This is a genomic window from Streptomyces sp. C36, from assembly GCF_040932295.1.
Taxonomy (GTDB): domain Bacteria; phylum Actinomycetota; class Actinomycetes; order Streptomycetales; family Streptomycetaceae; genus Streptomyces; species Streptomyces triculaminicus.
The window spans coordinates 506,800-522,566 of record NZ_JBFQGI010000005.1; the positions used below are offsets into that span (position 1 = coordinate 506,800).

Annotated in this window: 15 protein-coding genes and 3 pseudogenes; 17 read left to right on the plus strand and 1 reads right to left on the minus strand. The window is 72.3% G+C overall.

Features of this window, described 5'->3' with window-relative positions; all coding sequences use genetic code 11:
• Positions 1-32: 32 nt before the first annotated feature.
• From lepB (AB4K12_RS18660) to AB4K12_RS18715, 12 genes and pseudogenes are all read left to right on the plus strand, one after another.
• Positions 33-869, plus strand: a complete 837-nt coding sequence (lepB, locus tag AB4K12_RS18660; protein ID WP_368435206.1) for a signal peptidase I — start codon at positions 33-35, stop codon at positions 867-869.
• Positions 862-1,719, plus strand: a pseudogene (lepB, locus tag AB4K12_RS18665) (signal peptidase I); the annotation flags it as partial. The gene lepB (AB4K12_RS18660) and the pseudogene lepB (AB4K12_RS18665), both read left to right, overlap by 8 nt.
• A 155-nt stretch (positions 1,720-1,874) precedes the next feature.
• Positions 1,875-2,096, plus strand: a pseudogene (locus tag AB4K12_RS18670) (signal peptidase I); the annotation flags it as partial.
• The gene (gene lepB, locus AB4K12_RS18675) at positions 1,996-3,114 is read left to right on the plus strand and encodes a signal peptidase I (RefSeq protein WP_368435294.1); all 1,119 of its coding nucleotides are present in this window, start codon (positions 1,996-1,998) and stop codon (positions 3,112-3,114) included. The pseudogene AB4K12_RS18670 and the gene lepB (AB4K12_RS18675), both read left to right, overlap by 101 nt.
• A gap of 108 nt (positions 3,115-3,222) precedes the next feature.
• Positions 3,223-3,966 (plus strand): signal peptidase I, encoded by a 744-nt coding sequence (lepB, locus tag AB4K12_RS18680; RefSeq protein ID WP_368435207.1) that lies wholly within the window; start codon positions 3,223-3,225, stop codon positions 3,964-3,966.
• Positions 3,959-4,471, plus strand: a complete 513-nt coding sequence (locus AB4K12_RS18685) for an NUDIX hydrolase (protein WP_368435208.1) — start codon at positions 3,959-3,961, stop codon at positions 4,469-4,471. The genes lepB (AB4K12_RS18680) and AB4K12_RS18685 overlap by 8 nt, the downstream gene beginning before the upstream one ends.
• A gap of 39 nt (positions 4,472-4,510) precedes the next feature.
• Positions 4,511-4,819: a DUF2469 domain-containing protein gene (locus AB4K12_RS18690; protein WP_071965846.1), complete on the plus strand. Its 309-nt coding sequence runs from the start codon at positions 4,511-4,513 to the stop codon at positions 4,817-4,819.
• A gap of 132 nt (positions 4,820-4,951) precedes the next feature.
• Positions 4,952-5,314: a YraN family protein gene (locus AB4K12_RS18695; RefSeq protein WP_368435209.1), complete on the plus strand. Its 363-nt coding sequence runs from the start codon at positions 4,952-4,954 to the stop codon at positions 5,312-5,314.
• The gene (locus tag AB4K12_RS18700; protein WP_368435295.1) at positions 5,314-6,927 is read left to right on the plus strand and encodes a YifB family Mg chelatase-like AAA ATPase; all 1,614 of its coding nucleotides are present in this window, start codon (positions 5,314-5,316) and stop codon (positions 6,925-6,927) included. Before AB4K12_RS18695 ends, AB4K12_RS18700 begins: the two co-directional genes overlap by 1 nt.
• A complete protein-coding gene (gene dprA / locus AB4K12_RS18705; protein WP_368435210.1) occupies positions 6,924-8,105 on the plus strand; it encodes a DNA-processing protein DprA in 1,182 nt (393 codons plus the stop codon). Before AB4K12_RS18700 ends, dprA begins: the two co-directional genes overlap by 4 nt.
• A 233-nt stretch (positions 8,106-8,338) precedes the next feature.
• Positions 8,339-9,175, plus strand: coding sequence for an RNA polymerase sigma factor WhiG (gene whiG / locus AB4K12_RS18710; protein ID WP_086566017.1), 837 nt, complete (start codon positions 8,339-8,341; stop codon positions 9,173-9,175).
• Positions 9,176-9,273: 98 nt separating this feature from the next.
• Positions 9,274-9,831, plus strand: a complete 558-nt coding sequence (locus tag AB4K12_RS18715; protein WP_362250683.1) for a helix-turn-helix domain-containing protein — start codon at positions 9,274-9,276, stop codon at positions 9,829-9,831.
• Between the two features lie 213 nt (positions 9,832-10,044).
• Here AB4K12_RS18715 and AB4K12_RS18720 read toward each other — a convergent pair.
• Positions 10,045-10,452: pseudogene (locus tag AB4K12_RS18720) on the minus strand (peptidoglycan DD-metalloendopeptidase family protein); the annotation flags it as partial.
• A gap of 469 nt (positions 10,453-10,921) precedes the next feature.
• On the opposite strand from AB4K12_RS18720, the gene rpsB reads away from it, so the two are divergent.
• From rpsB to AB4K12_RS18745, 5 genes are all read left to right on the plus strand, one after another.
• Positions 10,922-11,803 carry a 30S ribosomal protein S2 gene (gene rpsB / locus AB4K12_RS18725; RefSeq protein WP_368435211.1) on the plus strand — a complete coding sequence of 294 codons (882 nt, stop codon included), beginning with the start codon at positions 10,922-10,924 and terminating at the stop codon, positions 11,801-11,803.
• A gap of 174 nt (positions 11,804-11,977) precedes the next feature.
• Positions 11,978-12,814 (plus strand): translation elongation factor Ts, encoded by an 837-nt coding sequence (gene tsf / locus AB4K12_RS18730; protein ID WP_368435212.1) that lies wholly within the window; start codon positions 11,978-11,980, stop codon positions 12,812-12,814.
• Between the two features lie 159 nt (positions 12,815-12,973).
• Positions 12,974-13,753, plus strand: coding sequence for a UMP kinase (gene pyrH / locus AB4K12_RS18735; RefSeq protein ID WP_086566013.1), 780 nt, complete (start codon positions 12,974-12,976; stop codon positions 13,751-13,753).
• A 166-nt stretch (positions 13,754-13,919) separates the two neighbouring features.
• Positions 13,920-14,477, plus strand: a complete 558-nt coding sequence (frr, locus tag AB4K12_RS18740; RefSeq protein WP_086566041.1) for a ribosome recycling factor — start codon at positions 13,920-13,922, stop codon at positions 14,475-14,477.
• Positions 14,477-15,589, plus strand: coding sequence for a phosphatidate cytidylyltransferase (locus AB4K12_RS18745; RefSeq protein ID WP_368435213.1), 1,113 nt, complete (start codon positions 14,477-14,479; stop codon positions 15,587-15,589). The genes frr and AB4K12_RS18745 overlap by 1 nt, the downstream gene beginning before the upstream one ends.
• Positions 15,590-15,767 lie beyond the last annotated feature (178 nt).

Consider the following 15,767-nt stretch of genomic DNA (forward strand, 5'->3'; position numbering starts at 1 on the left):
CGTCCCGGCCGGGCCGGATAGGCTCTCGGCCGATGGACACCGACGAACAGCTCGCACAGCTTCCGGAGCGCGACCGCTCTCCCGGCCCCGTACAGGGCCGGGAGCAGGGGTCGCGCTCCGCGCGTTTTCCGGCCGTCGCGCGCTCCTGGGACCACGCCCGGCGGTGGCCGACCGGTGGCGGGCCGCTGCGCCGGGCCGGGCTGCTGCTGTTCACCTGCATGATCTTCCTGCTTCTGGTCAGCAGCTATGTCGTGCAGCCCTTCGTGATTCCCAGCGGATCGATGAGGAACACCCTCGCGGTCGGCGACCGGGTTCTGGTCAACAAGCTCGCCTACCGCTTCGGGGACGAGCCCCGGCGCGGCGACGTGATCGTCTTCGACGGTACCGACTCCTTCACCCAGGGCGCGCCCGAGGAGAACGCGGTGCGCGCGCTGGTGCGCGAGGGCGCGTCGTCCGTGGGGCTCATGCGGTCCGCGCGGAGCGACTACATCAAGCGGGTGGTGGGCGTCGGCGGCGACCGGGTCCGGTGCTGCGACCGCGCCGGCCGGCTGGAGGTCAACGGCCATCCGGTGCTCGAGGAATACCTCTACCCGGGCGACTCGCCTTCGCAGGTGCCGTTCGACATCGTGGTGCCGGAGGGCAAGCTATGGGTCATGGGTGACCATCGCAGTGACTCCCGTGATTCACGTGACCATTTGGGCGAGCCCGGTGGCGGCACCGTTCCGGTGGGCCGCGTCCTGGGGCGGGCCGACTGGATCGGCTGGCCGATGGGCCGTATGACCTCGCTGAAACGGTCCGGTGCCTTCGCGGACGTACCCGATCCGGGTGCGGGCGGCGCGGCGGGCCACGGCGGTGGCCCGCATGGGTAGCCGCGGGCGCCCCAGCGGGCGTACGGCCCTGGCCGGGCGGGCGGCCCCGGACGGGCGCACGCGTACGGGTGAGCGTACGACGGGCGCGGGCGGCTACGCGGGGCCGGTGGAAGTGGAGACGGAAGCTGGTGCTCCGGCGGGGTCCGGCGCCGCGCCGCCGGTGACCGGTGGCCGCGCCGAGCGGCGGAAGGCCGCCCAGCGGCTGAAGCGTCGGCGGCGCAGATCCGTGATCAAGGAGGTGCCCGTCCTCATAGGTGTGGCGCTGCTGATCGCCCTGGTCCTCAAGACGTTTCTCGTGCAGGCGTTCGTGATCCCGTCCGGCTCGATGGAGCAGACCATCCGGATCGGCGACCGGGTGCTCGTCGACAAGCTGACGCCGTGGTTCGGCACCCGGCCGGAGCGCGGGGACGTGGTGGTCTTCAAGGACCCGGGCGGCTGGCTGGACGGGGACCAGACGTACTCCGGCGGGCCGGACCCGGTGGGGATCAAGCAGGCGAAGCAGGCCCTGACGTTCATCGGGCTGCTGCCGTCCGCCGACGAGCGGGATCTGATCAAGCGCGTGATCGGGGTCGGCGGCGACACGGTCAAGTGCTGCGACAAGGACGGCAAGGTCACGGTCAACGGAAAGCCGCTCGAGGAGCCGTACATCCATCCCGGCGACGCGCCCTCGAAGCTGACGTTCGAGGTGAAGGTGCCGCCGGGCCGGCTCTTCGTCATGGGCGACCACCGCTCCGATTCGGCCGATTCCCGCTACCACCTGAGCGAGCCGGGACACGGCACGGTCGGCGAGGACCTGGTGGTGGGGCGTGCGGCGGTCATCGCCTGGCCGTTCGGACACTGGCGACGGCTGTAGCCGACGCTCTCTCGCACCGTCCGTATCTCCCGCATCTCCCGTATCTCCCGCAGCGCCTCGCGCAGCACCTCGCGAAGGGGCGAATCGGGTGAATTCGACGCGCCGGACAGGGGTGTGTATGGGGACGAACCGACTCATAACGTGTCCTCACGGATCGCGAGGGATTGACCCGACTCCCGACCCCTGTGGAACTTCCGCTCGTTAGGGGAGTGGTGGGCCTGCGTCACAGATGCGGCAGGCGGCGGTGTGGAGTGAGGAGTGGATGTGGGGGACTTGGCGGTCGGCGCGCGGTCCGGTCACGGCGAGCCCGAGAGGCGGCCCGGGGACGAGGGACACCCGGGGGAGACGCCCCGGAACCCCGGCGGCCGGCCTGAGCCGCGGGGCGAGGCCGGCCCCCCGGCCGGCGACGACCCGGGAGGCCGCCCCCCGGCGGACGCCGGAAACCCGGACGAGGCGCCGCGCACGGACGCCGGACGGAGTGACGGCGGGCAGCCGCCCGGCCCCGGAGGGGATCCGGAGCCGGCCCGGCGCGAGCCCTCGAGGTCGCGCTCCTTCTGGAAGGAGCTGCCGCTCCTCATCGGCATCGCCCTGCTGCTCGCGCTGGTGATCAAGACGTTCCTGGTGCAGGCCTTCTCGATCCCCTCCGAGTCGATGCAGAACACCCTCCAGCGCGGCGACCGGGTGCTGGTGGACAAGCTGACGCCGTGGTTCGGGTCGAAACCCGAGCGGGGCGAGGTTGTGGTCTTCCACGATCCCGGCGGCTGGCTCGGCGAGACCCCCGCCGCGAACAACGGGCCGATCGGCGGCGGCATCCAGAAGGTGCTCAGCTTCGTCGGTCTGATGCCCTCGGCCGAGGAGAAGGACCTGATCAAGCGGGTCATCGCGACCGGCGGGGACACCGTGGAGTGCAAGGGCGACAACCAGCCGGTGGTCGTCAACGGCAAGCCGCTGGACGAGCCGTACATCTACCCCGGCAACACTCCCTGCAGCGACAAGCCGTTCGGACCGGTCAAGGTGCCCGAGGGCCGGATCTGGGTGATGGGCGACCACCGCCAGGACTCCCTCGACTCGCGCTGGCACATGGAGGGCGACAGGTTCCAGGGCACGGTCTCGGAGGACGACGTCGTCGGCCGCGCGGTCGCCGTCGCCTGGCCGCTGAACCGGCTCGACTTCCTGTCGGTGCCCAAGACCTTCGACCAGCCGGGGCTGAACGCGGCGGGTGCCGCCGTGCCGCCGGCGCTCGGGCTGGCGGGTGCGCTGCCGGTGGTGCTGTGGCGCCGGCGCCGGATCGTGCGCGCCGCCGCGGCCGGTGAGATCGTGGCCGCGGCTGCGGCCGGTGAGCGGGTCGTCGGGGCCGGTAGGCGGGGCATTCGGGCCCGCCGGAGGGGCTGACTGGCGGCCGTACCCCCGGGTAGTGTGCGATTCCGTGCCCCAGGGCATGCGGAATCCGATCTTCCACGAGGCGTCGGCCCCGTGGTCCTGACGCGGGGGCGCGACGCGATGAGCACAGCGGGACGTGACGGGGACGGCCAGAGCCGCACGGGCAGAGCGCTGTCCGGGCTGGCCGTGGCCCTCGGGCTGGTCCTCTTCATAGGCGGCTTCGCCTGGGCCGCCGTGCAGTACCGGCCGTACACCGTCCCCACCGACTCGATGGCCCCCACGATCGGCGTCGGCGACCGGGTCCTCGCCCAGCGTGTGCACGGCGACGCCGTGCGCCGCGGGGACGTCGTCGTCTTCCAGGACAAGGTCTGGGGCAACATGCCCATGATCAAGCGGGTCGTGGGCACCAGCGGGGACCGGATCGAGTGCTGCGACCGGCAGGGCCGCCTGATGATCAACGGCAAGCCGCTGGAGGAGCCCTATCTGGCCCCGGCGGACGGCCCGGCCTCGCCCACCCCCTTCACCGCCACCGTGCCGGAGGGCCGGCTCTTCCTCCTCGGCGACCACCGCACCGACTCGGTGGACTCCCGCACCCACCTGGCCGACGGCGGCCAGGGCGCGGTCCCGCGCGACGCCGTCCGGGCGCGGGTGGACGCCACGGCCTGGCCGATGGCCGGCTGGGGCATGATCGACCGGCCCGGCGCCTTCGCCGACCTGCCCGGCGGCACCTCCCGTCCCGGGCCGCTGCCCCTGATGGTCACGTGTGTGATCGCGGGCGCCGTGCTCATCCTGGGAGGTGCGGCGTACGGACCGCTGGCCCGGCGGTCGGCGGGCCGCGGGAAGGTGGCGGTGCCCCATGGCTGAACCGGCCGGGGAGGGCACGGCCCCGCGCCGGGCGGCGCGGGTGATCCTGCTCGACCCCGACGACCGGGTGCTGCTCATCCATGGCTTCGAGCCCGACGATCCCTCGGTGACCTGGTGGTTCACCCCGGGCGGCGGCCTCGAGGGCGAGGAGAGCTGGGAGGAGGCGGCCCATCGGGAGGTGGCCGAGGAGACCGGGATCACAGAGATCGAACTGGGCCCGGTGCTGTGGCTGCGGACCTGCTCCTTCCCCTTCGCCGGACGGCGCTGGGACCAGGACGAGCGCTACTTCCTGGCCCGCACCCGGCAGCGGGAGCCCGCCCTGCGCACCGGCGGGCACACGGAGCTGGAACGCCGCAGTACCAGCGGGCTGCGGTGGTGGACCTGCGAGGAACTCCTCGCGGCCCATGAGACGGTGTATCCGAACAGGCTCGCCGAGCTGCTGCGTACGCTGCTCGACGAGGGGCCCCCGAGTACGCCCGTGCTCCTGGAGACTGAGCGCGCCTGACGCACAATGGGGGGACGCACGGCTGAAGGGGAACATGCCATGAGCGCCGAGGACCTCGAGAAGTACGAGACCGAGATGGAGCTGAAGCTCTACCGGGAGTACCGCGACGTCGTCGGTCTGTTCAAATACGTGATCGAAACCGAGCGGCGCTTCTACCTCACCAACGACTACGAGATGCAGGTGCACTCCGTCCAGGGCGAGGTCTTCTTCGAGGTCTCGATGGCGGACGCGTGGGTGTGGGACATGTACCGCCCGGCCCGCTTCGTGAAGCAGGTGCGGGTGCTCACGTTCAAGGACGTGAACATCGAGGAGCTCAACAAGAGCGATCTCGACCTTCCGGGGACGTGAGGCGGGGGCCGGGCCTCGTAGGTGCCTGAACTGCTCGTTCGGGTGGCGGGGTTTTCCACAACCCGTCGGTTATCCACCAAGATCCAACAGGGGGCGGCGGGGGCTTCATAGTCGGCACCGGAGGTGGTGCCGATGAACGCCCGAGGGGGACTCGGAAGGTACGGGGAGGACCTGGCCGCGCGCCGGCTGGCCGAGGCGGGGATGACGGTGCTGGCCCGCAACTGGCGGTGCCGGGACGGCGAGATCGACATCGTGGCCGCGGACGGCGACACCCTGGTCATCTGCGAGGTGAAGGCCCGGCGCGAGGGCCTGTTCGAACATCCCATGGCCGCGGTCCGGGCGGGCAAGGCCGGCCGGCTGCGCCTGCTCGCCGGGCGCTGGCTGGAGCGGCACGGCGGCGCGCCGCCGGCGGGCGGGGTGCGCATCGACCTGGTGGGCGTGGTCGTCCCCGGTCGGGGCGCCCCCGTGGTGGAGCACGTCAGGGGGGTGGCGTGATGGGCTTCGCCCGTACGTGCTCGGTGGCGCTGGTGGGCGTCGAGGGCGTGGTCGTCGAGGTCCAGGCGGACCTGGAGCCGGGCGTCGCGGCGTTCACCCTGGTGGGGCTGCCGGACAAGAGCCTGAGCGAGAGCCGCGACCGGGTCCGGGCGGCGCTGGTGAACTCGGGCGCCGAGTGGCCGCAGAAGAAGCTGACCGTGGGCCTGAGCCCGGCCTCCGTGCCCAAGGGCGGCAGCGGCTTCGACCTGGCCGTGGCCTGCGCGGTGCTGGGCGCGGCGGAGCGCCTCGACCCCCGGGCGATCGCCGATCTGGTGATGATCGGTGAGCTGGGCCTGGACGGCCGGGTCCGCCCGGTGCGCGGGGTGCTCCCCGCGGTCCTCGCCGCCGCCGACGCGGGGTACCGCCAGGTCGTGGTGCCCGAGCGCACGGCGGCGGAGGCGGCGCTGGTGCCGGGCGTCTCGGTCCTGGGGGTGCGCAGCCTGCGGCAGCTGATCGCGGTGCTGACGGACGAGCCGGTGCCCGAGGAGGACGAGGAGCCGCCGGGGGAGGGGCGGCCCGATCCGATGCTGGCGGGGCTGGCCCTGCCGGGCACGGCGCCGCCGACCGGGGACCGGTACGGCGAGCGGCTTCCCGACCTGGCCGAGGTCGCCGGGCAGGCCAGGGCCCGGCGCGCGCTGGAGGTGGCGGCCGCCGGGCGGCACCACCTCTACTTCCTGGGCCCGCCGGGGGCCGGCAAGACGCTCCTGGCCGAGCGGCTGCCGGGGCTGCTGCCGCCTCTCACGCCCCAGGAGTCCCTGGAGGTAACGGCGGTTCATTCGGTGGCCGGAGTCCTGCCCGCCGGACAGCCCCTGATCGACCGCGCGCCCTACTGCGCGCCCCACCACTCGGCGTCCATGCCCTCGCTCGTCGGCGGCGGGTCGGGGCTGCCCCGGCCGGGAGCGGTCTCGCTGGCCCACCGTGGGGTGCTCTTCATGGACGAGGCTCCCGAGTTCTCCGGCCGGGTGCTGGACGCGCTGCGCCAGCCGCTGGAGTCGGGGCATGTGGTGGTGGCCCGCTCGGGCGGGATGATGCGGCTGCCCGCCGCCTTCCTTCTGGTGCTCGCCGCGAACCCCTGCCCCTGTGGCCGGCACGGCATGACCGGCGAGGGCTGCCAGTGCCCGCCGCAGGCGGTCAGACGCTATCTGAGCCGGCTGTCCGGGCCGCTGATGGACCGGGTGGACCTCAGGGTGCGCGTCGAGCCGGTCTCCCGTTCGGAGCTGACCGGCGCCGGGGCGGTGGCAGAGACCAGCGCCGTCGTCGCGGCCAGGGTGCGCGAGGCCCGGGAGCGGGCCGTCGCCCGGTACGACGGCACGCCCTGGCACACCAACAGCGAGGTCCCCGGACATGAGCTGCGCACCCGCTGGAGAGCGGAGCCCGAAGCGCTGGCGGAGGCCGAACGGGACATGGAGCGGGGACTGCTGACGGCCCGGGGGCTGGACCGGGTGCTGCGCGTGGCATGGACGGTGGCGGACCTCGCCGGGCGCGACCGGCCCGGTGCCGAGGACGTCGTCCAGGCGCTGGAGCTGCGCACGGGCGTGCTGCGCGGCGTGGTCGGTGCCGGAGGTCGGCTGTGAGCGCGGCCGGTCCGGAGGAGAGGCTCGCGCGGGCCGCGCTGACCGGGCTGACCGAGCCCGGGGACGAGAGCGTGGGGCGGTGGCTGCGGCAGATGGGGGCGGTGGCGCTGGTGCGGGGGCTGACCGGGGCCGGACCGCCGCCGGCCGGGGCCCGGGCGGACCGGCTCGCCGGGTGCCGGGCGCGGGCCGCGACGCTCGACCCGGGCGCCGGTCTGGCGGCCGTGGAGCGGATAGGCGGCCGCTTCCTGTGCCCGGGCGACGCCGAATGGCCGGGGCAGCTGGACGACCTGGGGGACGCCCGGCCCATCGGGCTGTGGGTGCGCGGCAGCCCCAGCCTCCGGCTGTGGGCGCTGCGGTCCGTCGCCGTGGTGGGCGCCCGCGCCTGCACCGACTACGGCTCCTATGTGGCCGCCCTGCTCGGCTCGGGGCTGGCGGAGCGCGGCTGGGTGGTGGTCTCGGGTGCCGCGTACGGGGTCGACGGGGCGGCGCACCGCGGGGCGCTCGCCGTGGGCGGGGCGACGGTGGCGGTGCTGGCCTCCGGGGTGGACGTGCCCTATCCGCGCGGGCACACCGAGTTGATCGACCGGATCACGGAACAGGGGCTGGTGCTGGCGGAATTGCCGCCGGGCGGGCATCCCACGCGCAGCCGCTTCGTGCTCCGCAACCGCGTCATCGCGGCGTTGACGCGGGGGACGGTGGTCGTGGAGGCCGAGTACCGCAGCGGGTCGCTGGTCACGGCGCGCCGGGCACGGCAGCTGGGGCGGCAGACGATGGGGGTGCCCGGCCCGGTCACGTCCGGCCTCTCGGCGGGGGTGCACGAACTGCTGCGCGAGGGGGCCTGTGTGGTGACCGACGCCGACGAGATCGCCGAGCTCGTGGGCGGCATCGGCGAGCTGGCTCCCGAGCGGCGCGGCCCGGTGGTGCCCCGGGACCTGCTGGAGCCGGCGGCGCTGCGGGCGCTGGAGGCCGTCCCCGGCCGCGACGGCGGGGACACCGCGGTCGTCGCACGAAACGCCGGGATGGGCCGCGAGCGGACGCTCGCCAGCCTGTACGAACTCCAGGCGCTGGGATTCGTGGAACGGCGGGGCGATCTCTGGCGGCTGGCTGACGCGGCGTCAACATCCGGCACCCCCAAGCCCCCCGGACGGCGCCCCCCTGTGCGGCGAGGCGGTGCTTGACCTGGGGTGATCGGGTGAAAGGGTTAAGGCGGTGACCGCGGCGGCCGATACGGCGGGCTCCGCGGGGCCGCCGGGCGCCCCGGCGGCCGTCACTCGGAGCACGGCGGGACACGGCCGCGTCCATCAAAGGAGTCTCCTCGCTCACCGCAGCGCTCCGGTCACGCTACGCTCACGGGATTCCATCCATTCGTACCAACCGGTCCACGTCACAGCAGAACGGCTCAGAACGACGAATGCCCCAGCACACCTCCGGGTCCGACCACGCGGCGGCACCACCCGCAGCGCGCGGCGCCGTGCGCCCTCCCGCACCCACGACGCTCGACGAGCTGTGGCGGTCGTACAAGGCCTCGGGCGACGACCGGCTGCGGGAACAGCTGATCCTTCATTACTCACCCCTGGTGAAGTACGTGGCCGGGCGGGTCAGCGTCGGCCTGCCGCCCAATGTCGAGCAGGCCGACTTCGTCTCCTCCGGGATCTTCGGCCTCATCGACGCCATCGAGAAGTTCGACCCCTCCCGCTCCATCAAGTTCGAGACCTACGCCATCACCCGCATCCGGGGCGCCATGATCGACGAGCTGCGGGCCCTGGACTGGATCCCCCGCTCGGTCCGGCAGAAGGCGCGCGCCGTCGAGCGCGCGTACGCCACCCTGGAGGCCGCGCTGCGCCGTACCCCCTCCGAGGCCGAGGTGGCCGCGGAGATGGAGATCTCGCTCGAGGAACTGCACGCGGTCTTCAGTCAGTTGTCGCTGGCCAACGTGGTGGCGCTGGAGGAGCTGCTGTACTCCGGCGGCGAGGGCGGCGACCGGCTGAGCCTGATGGACACCCTCGAGGACACCGCGGCCGACGACCCCGTCGAGGTCGCCGAGGACCACGAGCTGCGCCGGCTTCTCGCCCGCGCGATCAACACCCTGCCCGACCGGGAGAAGACCGTCGTCACCCTCTACTACTACGAGGGCCTCACCCTCGCCGAGATCGGTCACGTCCTCGGCGTCACGGAGAGCAGGGTGAGCCAGATCCACACCAAGTCGGTCCTCCAGCTGAGGGCCAAGCTGGCGGACGTCGGCCGCTGAGCCGCGCGCGGTTCCCTCCGTCGAATCCTCCCTCCACCGTCGTCCCCGGCGGGCCCGGTCCGTAAAGTGGGTCCGTGCCCAGGATTCGAGCGGCCTCAGTGGCCGAGCACCGGACGATGCAGCGCGACGCCCTCTTGGACGCCGCCCGCTCATTGCTGTCCGAAGGCGGTACGGAGGCGCTGACCTTCCCCGCCCTCGCCGAGCGCACGGGACTCGCGCGGTCCTCGGTCTACGAGTACTTCCGCTCGCGCGCGGCCGTCGTCGAAGAACTGTGCGCCGTCGACTTCCCCGTCTGGGCGGCGGAGGTCGAGGCCGCGATGGAGCGGTCGGACACCCCCGAGGGCAAGATCGAGGCGTATGTACGGCAGCAGCTGGCGCTCGTCGGCGACCGCCGGCACCGCGCCGTCGTCGCCATCTCCGCCGGAGAGCTCGACCCGGGCGCTCGGGAGAAGATCCGCGCCGCCCACGGCGGGCTGATCGCCATGGTCGTCGAGGCCCTGATGACCCTCGGCCACGAGCAGCCCCGGCTGACGGCCATGCTGCTGCAGGGCGTGGTCGACGCCGCCGTCCGCCGCATCGAGCTCGGCGCCGCCGAGGAGCCGGACCGGATCACCGAGGCCGCCGTCGCCATGGCCCTGCGCGGCGTCCAGGGCTGACCCCGGCGGGCCGGACGGCCCGGACCCGAGTGGACCGGACGCCGGCGGACCAGCCCCGAGCGGACCGGACCCCGGCGGACCGGCCCCCGGCGGCCGAGAACCGGCCCCCAGCGGGCCGGGCGGCCCGGACCCGAGCGGACCGGACACCGGCAGACCAGCCCCGAGCGGCCCGGACCCCGACGGCCCCGACCCCGGCGGACGGGCCCCCAGCGGGCCGGTGAGTGGCAGGAGCCTGGACGGGCCGCCCCGCAGCATCCACCGCGGCAGCAGGCTGAGCGGGTCCAGGTAGGCCTCCCCGCGCCGCAGTCCCCAGTGGAGGCAGCCGCCCGGGCAGTGGTACGGGCCCGCCTCCAGCGCCCCCACCACCTCGCCGGCCGCCACCCGCGCTCCCTCGCGCACCGAGGCCCGCACCGGCTCGTACGTCGTGCGCAGCGGCGGGCCGCCCGTCCCGGCCAGCTCCACCACCAGCACCCCGCGCCCGGCCACCGTGCCCGCGAAGGAGACGGTCCCCGCCGCCGCGGCCCGTACCGGGCGGTGCGCGGCCGCCCGTAGGTCCACGCCCCGGTGGCCGGCCGCCCAGGGTGCCGGGGGCGGCTCCCAGGCGCGCAGGACCGGCGGCCGCCGCGCGCCCGCCGCCCCGGCCACCGGCCACGCACGGTCACCGCCCGGCCCCCTCGGGCCGGGGTCGGCAACCGCGGGGGCGGACGTACACCAATGGATGAGGACCGCGAGGGCGCAGAGCGTGAGCGCCCGGACGGCCGAGCCCAGTCGTCGCATGGCGCAACGGTGACGGAGTTCGCCGGGCCGTGGGGATCTTGGTGGTGATCTGTGGACTACTCGCCGGTTGTGCATAACGCCGTCACCCGGCGGTTCTCCGGTCCCGTACACTTCTCTTGGCGATCCGGGTCACCGGGTCGACTTCGCACGCCCCGCCACTGGCGCGTCAGACCCACTCGGGCAGCCCGGTGGCCGTGTCTCTCGGTCCGTGTACGGCTTCTCGCAAGGGATTCGTCCACGGCAGGCGCGTCGGGGCGTCAGGAGCGGCGGCCGCCCGGCCGTCGTGGAACCGAGTATTTCAAGGAGCGCGGCCATGGCCGTCGTCACGATGCGGGAGCTGCTGGAGAGCGGCGTCCACTTCGGTCACCAGACCCGTCGTTGGAACCCGAAGATGAAGCGTTTCATCTTCACGGAGCGCAACGGCATCTACATCATCGACCTGCTCCAGTCGCTGTCGTACATCGACCGCGCCTACGAGTTCGTCAAGGAGACCGTCGCGCACGGCGGCTCCATCATGTTCGTCGGTACGAAGAAGCAGGCCCAGGAGGCCATCGCCGAGCAGGCGACGCGCGTCGGCATGCCCTACGTCAACCAGCGCTGGCTGGGCGGCATGCTCACCAACTTCTCGACCGTCTACAAGCGCCTGCAGCGCCTGAAGGAGCTCGAGCTCATCGACTTCGAGGATGTGGCCGCCTCCGGCCTCACCAAGAAGGAGCTCCTGGTCCTCTCCCGCGAGAAGGCCAAGCTCGAGAAGACCCTCGGCGGTATCCGCGAGATGCAGAAGGTGCCCAGCGCCGTCTGGATCGTGGACACCAAGAAGGAGCACATCGCCGTCGGTGAGGCGCGCAAGCTCCGCATCCCGGTCGTCGCGATCCTCGACACCAACTGCGACCCCGACGAGGTCGACTACAAGATCCCGGGCAACGACGACGCCATCCGCTCCGTCACCCTGCTCACCCGCGTGATCGCCGACGCCGTCGCCGAGGGCCTCATCGCCCGCTCCGGTGCCGCCACCGGTGACGCGAAGGCCGACAAGGCCGCCGGCGAGCCGCTGGCCGAGTGGGAGCGCGACCTGCTCGAGGGCGAGAAGAAGGCCGACGAGAAGCCGGCCGAGGCCGCTGCCGAGGCCGTTGTCGAGGCTCCGGCCGAGGCCGAGGCCGAGGCTGAGAAGCCGGCGGACGCCGAGCAGGCCTGACGCCCTGCCGTACCGGACGGCGGGGGCCCTCGCCCCCGCCGTCGCCTGGTGGATCCACTGTCGGACCCCGTCAGCGGGACGGGGACCGGCAGCTGTGGTGACCTCAAGACGGACCAGCCTTGCCGATGACGCCGAAAGCCGCGGCAAGGCGTAGTGCAGAAGAAGGATTGAAGGATGGCGAACTTCACCGCCGCTGACGTCAAGAAGCTCCGCGAGCTCACCGGCGCCGGCATGATGGACTGCAAGAAGGCGCTCGACGAGGCCGAGGGCAACCTCGAGAAGGCCGTCGAGATCGTCCGCGTCAAGGGCCTGAAGGGCGTGGCCAAGCGCGAGAGCCGCACCACCGAGAACGGCGCCGTCGTCTCCCTCATCGCCGACGACAACACCTCCGGTGTCATCGTCGAGCTGAAGTGCGAGACCGACTTCGTCGCCAAGGGTGAGAAGTTCATCGCCGTCGCCGAGGCGCTGGCCGCCCACATCGCCAAGAGCGCTCCGGCCGACGTCGAGGCCCTGATGGCCTCCGAGATCGAGGCCGGCAAGACCGTCCAGGCGTTCGTGGACGAGGCCAACGTCACCCTCGGTGAGAAGATCGTCGTGGACCGCTTCGCGCAGTTCGCCGACGGCCAGGTCTTCGCGTACATGCACCGCACCGCCGCGGACCTGCCCCCGCAGGTCGGCGTGCTGGTCGAGCTGGACAAGGCCAACGCCGAGGTCGCCAAGGACGTCGCGCAGCACATCGCCGCCTTCGCGCCGAAGTTCCTCTCCCGTGACGCCATCCCGGCCGACGTCGTGGACAACGAGCGTCGCGTGGCCGAGGCCACCGCTCGCGAGGAGGGCAAGCCCGAGGCCGCCCTGCCGAAGATCGTCGAGGGTCGCGTCACCGGCTTCTTCAAGGAGCAGGTCCTGCTGGACCAGCCCTTCGCCAAGGACAACAAGAAGACCGTCCAGAAGATTCTGGACGAGGCCGGTGTCACGCTGAAGCGCTTCGCCCGCATCCGCGTCGGCGCCTGAGCCGTCGGCAGCAGCGAATGACCCACGACCCGCTAGGGTCGTACGCAGCCGACCGTCCACCGGCCGGCCGCTGATGTGACGAGGAGGCCATTGCCGCAGAGGGAACCGAAAGGATCCATCCGGCAATGGCCTTCTTCGTATGTGCACGAGGAGAACGCAATGAACCAGGGCGCGGACGCCAAGCAGGCCACCCACGACACCAGCGCCGAGTCCGGCAAGCGGCGTCGGTTCCTGCTGAAACTGTCAGGTGAGGCCTTCGCCGGCGGCGGCGGGCTCGGTGTCGACCCCGATGTCGTGCACGCCATCGCCCGTGAGATCGCGGCCGTGGTCCGCGAGGGCTACGAGATCGCCGTCGTCATCGGCGGCGGCAACTTCTTCCGCGGCGCCGAGCTGCAGCAGCGCGGCATGGACCGCGCGCGCTCGGACTACATGGGCATGCTCGGCACCGTGATGAACAGCCTCGCCCTCCAGGACTTCCTGTCCAAGGAAGGCGTCGAGACCCGGGTGCAGACCGGCATCACCATGGGCCAGGTCGCCGAGCCGTTCATCCCGCTGCGCGCCGTGCGCCACCTGGAGAAGGGCCGCGTCGTGATCTTCGGCGCGGGCATGGGCATGCCCTACTTCTCCACCGACACCACTGCCGCCCAGCGCGCCCTGGAGATCCACGCCGAGGCGATCCTCATGGGCAAGAACGGCGTCGACGGGGTCTACGACTCCGACCCGAAGAAGAACCCCGACGCGGTGAAGTTCGACGCCCTGGAGTACGGCGAGGTGCTCGCCCGCGGCCTGAAGGTCGCCGACGCCACCGCCATCAGCCTGTGCATGGACAACAAGGTGCCGATCCTGGTCTTCGAGCTGCTCGCCGAGGGCAACATCGCTCGCGCCGTCAAGGGTGAGAAGATCGGCACGCTCGTGAGCGACCAGGGCACGCGGGACTGAGAGCCCGTACGCCGTCCGCGTCTCACCGAAAGATGACGGACGGCAACTCCGTGCCATGGGAAGACCTCGGCACGGGGATGGACAACTGCCTGCCGGTCGGACACCGTGCAGGAGAAGACGCGCGCAGGGGCGAGGCTCTGCTTACTGATAACACCAGGAGCAAGTGGTGATCGAAGAGATCCTCCTCGAGGCCGAGGAGAAGATGGAGAAGGCCGTTGTGGTCGCCAAGGAGGACTTCGCGGCGATCCGCACCGGGCGTGCGCACCCGGCGATGTTCAACAAGATCGTTGCGGACTACTACGGCGCGCTGACGCCCATCAACCAGCTGGCGTCGTTCTCGGTGCCCGAGCCGCGCATGGCCGTGGTGACCCCGTTCGACAAGAGCGCGCTGCGCAACATCGAGCAGGCCATCCGCGACTCCGACCTCGGTGTCAACCCGAGCAACGACGGCAACATCATCCGGGTGACGTTCCCGGAGCTGACCGAGCAGCGTCGCAGGGACTACGTCAAGGTCGCCAAGACCAAGGCCGAGGACGCCAAGGTCTCGATCCGCTCCGTCCGCCGCAAGGCCAAGGACCTCCTCGACAAGCTCGTCAAGGACAAGGAGTCCGGCGAGGACGAGGTGCGCCGCGCGGAGAAGGAGCTCGACGACACCACCGCGAAGTACGTCGCGCAGGTGGACGAGCTGCTCAAGCACAAGGAAGCCGAGCTGCTCGAGGTCTGATGAACGACGCATCCTGGGGAGCCCCGCCACGCGCCGGACACTGGGGGTCCACCGATCAGGTACCCGCCCCCGGCTACCGCCGGGAGGTGCCCCCATCGGCGGGTCCTGTGCACGAGGCGGGTGCCGCGGCGCAGACTCGGCCCATGCCCATTGTGCCCGGAGCAGGCGGACACCAGGACGACGGAGCCGACCGTGAGCGGGGGGCCGCCCACATCGGCGGCCCTCTCTTCCGCGATGAACAGGAGCCCGACATCCGGCCGCAGGAGCCTTCCAGCCCCCAGGGGCCCAAGGCGAAGAAGAGCGCGGGCCGGGATCTGCGTGCCGCGATAGGGGTCGGTGTCGGCCTCGGCGCGGTGATCCTCGCCTCCCTGTTCATCTACAAGCCCGTCTTCCTCGGCGTGATCGTCGTCGCCGTGGTGGTCGGGCTGTGGGAGCTGACCTCCCGGCTGGCCGAGCGCAAGGCCATCAGGGCCCCGCTGGTGCCGCTGGCGATCGGCGGCGCCGCGATGATCGTCGCGGGCTATGTGGGCGGCGCCGAGGGCGCGTGGGTGGCCATGGCCTTCACCGCGCTCGCCGTGCTCGTATGGCGCATGACGGAGCCGCCGGACGACTACCTCAAGGACGTCACGGCGGGCATCTTCGCGGCGTTCTACGTGCCGTTCCTGGCCACGTTCGTGGCCCTGATGCTGGCGGCGGGCGACGGCGCCTGGCGGGTGCTGACGTTCCTGATCCTGACGGTCGTCAGCGACACGGGCGCGTACGCGGTGGGCTGGCGCTTCGGCAGGCACAAGCTCGCCCCGCGCATCAGCCCCGGCAAGACCCGCGAGGGCCTCATCGGCGCGGTGGCGTTCGCGATGGTGGCGGGCGCGCTGTGCATGCAGTTCCTGATCGACGACGGAGTGTGGTGGCAGGGCCTGCTGCTGGGCTTCGCGGTCGCGATCAGCGCCACGCTGGGCGACCTCGGCGAGTCGATGATCAAGCGGGACCTGGGCATCAAGGACATGGGCGCCCTGCTGCCCGGCCATGGCGGGATCATGGACCGGCTGGACTCGCTGCTGCCGACCGCTCCGGTGGTCTGGCTGCTGATGGTGGCGTTCGTCGGCTCCGCCTAGATCGCTCCGCCTGGATCGCTCCGCCTGGATCGGTCCGGATTCGATCTTGATCGAATCGGCCTGGATTCGTGCCAGGTACCCTGGAAGGGCTCGTCGTGCGCGGCGGGCCCTTTTCCGGCCCCGCGCCCGCGGGGGTGCCCCTGTGAGATCTCCGGGTTCCGGCATGTCATGCCGCTGG

Bases quoted from the DNA above. Each gene is read 5' to 3' on its own strand.
- lepB (WP_368435206.1), top strand. From the start codon at position 33: ATGGACACCGACGAACAGCTCGCACAGCTTCCGGAGCGCGACCGCTCT.
- lepB (WP_368435207.1), top strand. From the start codon at position 3,223: ATGAGCACAGCGGGACGTGACGGGGACGGCCAGAGCCGCACGGGCAGA.
- AB4K12_RS18685 (WP_368435208.1), top strand. From the start codon at position 3,959: ATGGCTGAACCGGCCGGGGAGGGCACGGCCCCGCGCCGGGCGGCGCGG.
- AB4K12_RS18690 (WP_071965846.1), top strand. From the start codon at position 4,511: ATGAGCGCCGAGGACCTCGAGAAGTACGAGACCGAGATGGAGCTGAAG.
- AB4K12_RS18695 (WP_368435209.1), top strand. From the start codon at position 4,952: ATGAACGCCCGAGGGGGACTCGGAAGGTACGGGGAGGACCTGGCCGCG.
- AB4K12_RS18700 (WP_368435295.1), top strand. From the start codon at position 5,314: ATGGGCTTCGCCCGTACGTGCTCGGTGGCGCTGGTGGGCGTCGAGGGC.
- whiG (WP_086566017.1), top strand. From the start codon at position 8,339: ATGCCCCAGCACACCTCCGGGTCCGACCACGCGGCGGCACCACCCGCA.
- rpsB (WP_368435211.1), top strand. From the start codon at position 10,922: ATGGCCGTCGTCACGATGCGGGAGCTGCTGGAGAGCGGCGTCCACTTC.
- tsf (WP_368435212.1), top strand. From the start codon at position 11,978: ATGGCGAACTTCACCGCCGCTGACGTCAAGAAGCTCCGCGAGCTCACC.
- pyrH (WP_086566013.1), top strand. From the start codon at position 12,974: ATGAACCAGGGCGCGGACGCCAAGCAGGCCACCCACGACACCAGCGCC.
- AB4K12_RS18745 (WP_368435213.1), top strand. From the start codon at position 14,477: ATGAACGACGCATCCTGGGGAGCCCCGCCACGCGCCGGACACTGGGGG.